The organism is Streptomyces sp. UH6 (assembly GCF_013421635.1).
Lineage (GTDB): Bacteria > Actinomycetota > Actinomycetes > Streptomycetales > Streptomycetaceae > Streptomyces > Streptomyces abyssomicinicus.
This window is the reverse complement of record NZ_JACADT010000342.1, coordinates 1-5,545: the sequence shown is the minus strand read 5'-3', so window position 1 is coordinate 5,545 and position 5,545 is coordinate 1. Positions and strand designations below refer to the sequence as shown.

6 protein-coding genes are annotated in these 5,545 nt (G+C 72.7%); 2 read left to right on the top strand and 4 right to left on the bottom strand.

All coding sequences use genetic code 11. From position 1 onward, the window contains the following. A partial coding sequence (locus HW445_RS17115) for an SDR family oxidoreductase (protein WP_180221879.1) occupies positions 1-990 on the bottom strand: 990 nt, incomplete at its 3' end. Between the two features lie 195 nt (positions 991-1,185). Between HW445_RS17115 and HW445_RS17110 the strand changes: the two genes are divergently transcribed. Then, complete coding sequence (locus HW445_RS17110) at positions 1,186-2,736, top strand: zinc-dependent metalloprotease (RefSeq protein ID WP_180221878.1); 1,551 nt, start codon at positions 1,186-1,188, stop codon at positions 2,734-2,736. Continuing rightward, a complete protein-coding gene (locus HW445_RS17105; protein ID WP_180221877.1) occupies positions 2,733-3,260 on the top strand; it encodes an NUDIX hydrolase in 528 nt (175 codons plus the stop codon). The genes HW445_RS17110 and HW445_RS17105 overlap by 4 nt, the downstream gene beginning before the upstream one ends. Before the next feature lie 57 nt (positions 3,261-3,317). Here HW445_RS17105 and HW445_RS17100 read toward each other — a convergent pair whose 3' ends face one another. The 3 genes from HW445_RS17100 to HW445_RS17090 all read right to left on the bottom strand — a co-directional run. Further along, on the bottom strand, positions 3,318-4,073 hold the full coding sequence (locus HW445_RS17100; protein WP_180221876.1) for an AIM24 family protein: 756 nt from the start codon (positions 4,071-4,073) through the stop codon (positions 3,318-3,320). An 18-nt stretch (positions 4,074-4,091) separates the two neighbouring features. Then, the gene (locus HW445_RS17095) at positions 4,092-4,772 is read right to left on the bottom strand and encodes an AIM24 family protein (RefSeq protein ID WP_151771365.1); all 681 of its coding nucleotides are present in this window, start codon (positions 4,770-4,772) and stop codon (positions 4,092-4,094) included. Between the two features lie 11 nt (positions 4,773-4,783). Then, positions 4,784-5,545 (bottom strand): AIM24 family protein (locus tag HW445_RS17090; RefSeq protein ID WP_180221875.1); only part of this gene is annotated, 762 nt, incomplete at its 5' end.

The window sequence follows — 5,545 nt, the reverse complement described above, 5'->3', positions numbered from 1 at the left end:
GGCCAGCAGCTCGGCGAGCACCTCCTCGTTGCTCCAGCGCGGCCGCCACCCGGCGTCGTGCAGCCGGCTGCCGCTGACCACCCACGGATACATCGTGTAGGCCAGGTCACCCGCCGGGGACGGCGTCAGCCCGATCCGGTGCAGCCGCGCCGCCGCGCCGAGCGCCACCGCGGACGGCAGCTCCATCCGGCGGATGCCGCTGAGCTCCTCGACCTCCTCCTGCTCCAGCCAGCCGTCGCAGCCGACGGCCAGCTCGCCGTCGGCCTTCTCCAGCACCGCGTACTCCAGGGCCGAGCACAGGTCGTCGACGTGGCAGAACTGCCAGGCGGGCCGCGACCCGGCCACCACCAGCAGCCGCGGTGATTCGAAGTACCTGGTCAGCGCCGTGTCGGTGCCCCCGCCGACCAGCACGGCGGGCCGCAGCACGGTCACGTTGAGACCCGGATGGGCACGCGGCGCCCGGCGGCCCAGCCGCTCGATCTCCAGCAGGTCGCCGACGGCGGTGGCCTCGGCGGTGGCCCTCAGCTCGGCGTCCTCGGCCAGCGGCAGCTCGTTGTCCGGCAGCGCCCCGTAGACCATGGCGGAGGTGCAGAGCACCACCCGCCGCACCCCGGCCGCGGCGGACGCGGTGAGCACCGTCTGGGTCCCGCGCACGTTGTAGGCGGTGCGGGCCGCGGGGTCGGTCTCCAGGTCGAGGTCGACCGCCAGGTGGACGACCACGTCCACCCCGCGCAGCCGCTCGGCGAGGGCCGGGTCACGGATGTCGAGGACGTGCCAGAGCGCGGCGGCGCAGTCGCCGCGCCGCTCGTCCAGGGCCACCACCTGCCGGATCTCCGGCGAGGCGGCGAGCCGCTCGGTCAGCAGCGCTCCGACGCCGGAGGCCGCGCCGGTGACGGCCACCACCGGGCCCCGCGTGCCGGGGGCAGGGGCCGACGGCGCGTCGGCCGGGGCGTTTCGCGCTGCGCGAACCTGCGGATCTGGGGAACTCACCAGGCGTCTCCAGCGGTTGTCTCGAGAGGAACGCGCGTGCCGCGTGTACGAACCAGGTGCCATCCATCCTGCCGCAGGCCGATGGTCGGCGGAGCATCAAGGCTCTATCGGGCCGGGGTGTCTACGCTGGGTGGTGTTGTCGGGCAGCCGCGCCGCCGGAGGAAAACCGGTGGCCCTACCAGCCGAGGAACCCCCGTGAGTGACAATCCATTCGGATTCGGCCTTCCGCCGGAGGAGCCGGACGACGGCGACGAGGGCAAGAAGAAGGACCAGCAGAGCGGCGGCGGGCAGGAACCGGCCAACCCGTTCGGTTTCGGCGCGCCGGGAGCAGGAGGCTTCGGTGGCGCGGGCGGGGACAATCCGTTCGCGTCCCTTTTCGGGTCCTTCGGGGCCCCGAACGCCGGTGGCATGAACCCCGCCGATCTGGGCGCCGCCTTCCAGCAGCTGGGCCAGATGCTCTCCTACGAGGGCGGCCCGGTGAACTGGGACATGGCCAAGCAGATCGCCCGCCAGGCGGTCTCCCAGGGCGCGCCGGACGGAACCAAGGACGCCAGCATCGGCCCCGCCGAGCGCTCCGCCGTCGAGGAGGCCGTCCGCCTCGCCGACGTGTGGCTGGACGGGGTGACCTCCCTGCCCTCCGGCGCGGCGACGACCCTGGCCTGGAGCCGCGCGGAGTGGGTCGAGGCGACCCTGCCCGCGTGGAAGGAGCTCGTCGACCCGGTCGCCGAGCGCGTCGGCACCGCCATGGGCCAGGTGCTGCCCGAGGAGATGCAGGCCATGGCGGGCCCGCTGCTCGGCATGATGCGCTCGATGGGCGGCGCCATGTTCGGCGCCCAGATCGGCCAGGCCGTGGGCGTGCTGGCGGGCGAGGTCGTCGGCTCGACCGACATCGGCCTGCCGCTCGGGCCGGCCGGCAAGGCGGCGCTGCTCCCCCGGAACGTGGAGACGTTCGGCAAGGACCTGGGCGTGCCGCAGGAGGAGGTCCGCCTCTACCTGGCCCTGCGGGAGGCCGCCCACCAGCGGCTCTTCGCCCATGTGCCGTGGCTGCGGTCGCACCTGTTCGGCGCGGTCGAGGGCTACGCGCGCGGCATCAAGGTGGACACCTCGAAGCTGGAGGACGTGGTCGGCCAGTTCGACCCGCAGAACCCGGAGCAGCTGCAGGAGGCACTCCAGCAGGGCATGTTCCAGCCCGAGGACACCCCGGAGCAGAAGGCCGCTCTGGCCCGCCTGGAGACGGCTCTGGCGCTGGTCGAGGGCTGGGTGGATGCGGTGGTGCACGCCGCCGCCACGCCGCGCCTGACGTCGGCGGGGGCGCTGCGCGAGACGCTGCGCCGCCGTCGCGCCTCCGGCGGCCCGGCGGAGCAGACCTTCGCCACGCTGATCGGCCTGGAGCTGCGTCCGCGCCGGCTGCGGGACGCCTCCCGGCTGTGGGCCTCGCTGACCGACGCGCGCGGCGTGGACGGCCGGGACGCGCTCTGGGCGCACCCCGACATGCTGCCCACCGCCACCGACCTGGACGACCCGGACGGGTTCGTCCACCGGGAGCACATGGACTTCTCCGAGTGGGACAAGATGCTCGGCGAGGCGGCCGGCGGCGCGAAGGCCCCGGAGCGTCCGGAGGACGGATCCGAGGGCGGCCCGAGGGACGGTTCCGGGGGCGGCCCGAAGGACGGTCCGACGGGCGGTTCGAAGGGAGACGCGGGCGGTGACGCCGGCGACGACCGGAAGGGCGACGGCTCCGAGTGACCCTGCACGACGACGCCGTCCGGGTGCTGGACGGCCTGGAGACCGCGACGGACTCCCAGGAGGAGCTCCGCCTGCTGTACCGGAAGCACCTGGACGAGCACGCCGACGGCATGTGGCGCGCGTGCTCCGACGGGCACGTCACGGCGAGTGCCCTGGTGATCGACCCGGAGGGCGGCCGGGTGCTGCTGACCTTCCACCGCAAGCTGCGGATGTGGCTCCAGATGGGCGGTCACTGCGAGCCCGGTGACACCACCCTGGCCGGGGCGGCGCTGCGTGAGGCGACGGAGGAGTCCGGCATCGCCGGGCTGCGCCTGCTGGAGGAGGTTCCGGTGCGGCTGGACCGGCACCACACGCCCTGCGCCTGGCACCTGGACGTCCAGTACGCCGCGCTGGCGCCGGGCGGGGCGGTGGAGGCCATCAGCGACGAGTCGCTGGACCTGCGCTGGTTCCGCTACGACGAGGTCGCGGGCGTCGCGGACACCTCGGTGGTCCGCCTGGTGGAGGCCACCCGCGCCCGGCTGTGAGGCCCGACGGCGAAGGGGGCGGCCACCGGCACCGGTGGCCGCCCCCTTCGCACGCCGTCAGTTCCAGACGTTGTTCTGGTTCTGTCCCCGCGCGCCCTGCTGGCCCATGCCGAACTGGGCGGCGACGCCCGAGCCGATCTGCGCGTTCTGCGGCGGCAGGAGCTCGCTGGGCTGCACCAGCGCGTAACCGGTGCCCATGAAGCTGAGCTCCCAGCCCTCGCCGGTGTTGCCGCGGCGCCGCCAGACGCCCGAGGAGTGGGTCTGCGCCTGCATCTGCACCCGCAGCGAGGTCGACCAGGCGATCACCGCGTCGGCGTCCACGTTGACGTACCGGTCCGGCGTGACCTGGAGCATCAGCGGCGCGCCGGAGGTCATCAGCGCGACCTTGCCCCGGCCGGAGATGTTGAGCTGGTACTTCCCCGAACCGGAGATGCCGTACAGGCTGTCGACCGCGATGACCTCGTGGTGCAGCGCCGAGTCCATGGCCAGGACGTAGGAGCTGTCGACGGTGAGGCCGTCCTGGTCGACGTCCACCACATGGATGTACTGCGCGAGGTTGGACAGGAAGACGGTGCCCTGACCGTGGCAGCGCATCAGGTCGAGGCCCTCGCCGGTGCGGCGGCGGGCGTTGCGCTGGTTGGCCGTCCGGTACTCGGCGTCGAACTCGACGAGGCCCTGGTAGGCGACCATGGACCCCTTGCGGGCCAGGACGTCGTTGTTGCCGTCGACGAGGACGCGGAGCATCTGGCTGTTCTGCAGACTCCACGGTTCCTGGGTCTGCTGCTCGTTGTAGGCGAAAATCGAGCTCTGCATGATCGGTCGTTCTCCCCCTCAGCCCCGGATCCGGAGTCGGTCGGTGCTGTCCTCGCTCGGCTGGACGACGACGATGCCCTGGCCGGAGAAGGCCATCTGGAAGGCCTCGCCGCTGCCGCGGCCGATCAGCGAGGACGCCTTGAAGCTGCGCTTGCCCTTGACCTTGAGGTTCGGGGACCAGGCGATCAGCGCGTCCGGGTCGACGTAGGTCTCGTCCTCGCCGCCGCCGCAGTCGACCACGATGGGGGTTCCGCGGGAGGTGATCGCCACCCAGCCCTGCCCCTCGATCCGGGTGTTCCACAGCCCCTGGCCGGCGAACTTGGCCATGCCCTTCACCCGCTCGACGCCCCACTTCAGGTGGGCGTCGAAGGCGAGCAAGTTGGTGGCGTTGACCGAGATGGCCTCGCCGTTGAGGTTGATCACGACGACGTCGGCGCCGTAGTCCGCCAGGTACAGGATGCCGTCGCCGTGGCAGCGCATGAGCGCGGCGCCCTCGCCGGTGACCCAGTCCTTGGCGATCTGCCGAACGGCCGGCGGGTTGGGCTCGTACTGCACGAAGCCCTCGTAGGCGACCATCGACCCCACCCTGGCGAGCACGTCGTGGCCGGTCTGCATGGCGATCTTCGCCATGTGGGTCCCGTGGTTCTCCATGCGGGCGACGACGGGTGCGGGGGCATGGCCCGCGAGTTGCTGGTTCATGACGGGCTCCCTCAGACCTCGTACGGCTGGACGACGATGAAGTTGCCGGGGGCGCCCCGGAACTGCAGGTTGACGCTCTCCCCGGTGTCGCCCGGGTAGGCGTTGCGCCGCATCCGCACCTGACTGGAGACGATGACCTGGGCGGCGGCCGACCAGGCCACCACCGCGTTGGCGTCGGCGAAGGTGGTCGGCGTGACCGGCAGCACCACGGGGACGCCGTGCGTCTTGAGGACCAGCGTGCCGGTGCCCTGGAACTGCATGGTGAACAGGGCGCCACCGGGGATGCCGTGGCCCTCGACGCGGCGGACCTCGTACTGGAGGGACTCGTCGAAGGCGAGCACGTTCTCCGCCGACACGCACAGGGCGTCGCCCTGGAGCTCCACGGTGTGCAGGTGGGCGGCGCTCTCCGCGAGGAACACCTGGCCGTAGCCGCCGCAGCGCATCAGCTGCATCTCCTGGCCGGTGGCGTTGCCGACGATCCGGCCGCTGAAGCCGGCGCCCTTGTAGCCGAACTCGACCTTGCCCTGGTACAGGACCATGCTGCCCTGGCGGGCGAGGACGGGCTGGCCGCCGACGCTGAGGTCGACGCGGACCAGCTTCTCGTTCTGCTGGGTCCAGCGCTGACCGGTGGGCTTCTCCTTGTACAGGTTGAGCGCGCCCAGGACCCCGGGGGTCTGCGGGGTGCCGGGGACACCGGTGTATGCCTGCTGGCCGGGGATGCCGGGGGCGCCGGGCGTCCCGGGGGCGGGCGGCATGCCGGGGGCGCCGGGGGG

Bases quoted from the DNA above. Each gene is read 5' to 3' on its own strand.
- HW445_RS17100 (WP_180221876.1), bottom strand. From the start codon at position 4,073: ATGCAGAGCTCGATTTTCGCCTACAACGAGCAGCAGACCCAGGAACCG.
- HW445_RS17095 (WP_151771365.1), bottom strand. From the start codon at position 4,772: ATGAACCAGCAACTCGCGGGCCATGCCCCCGCACCCGTCGTCGCCCGC.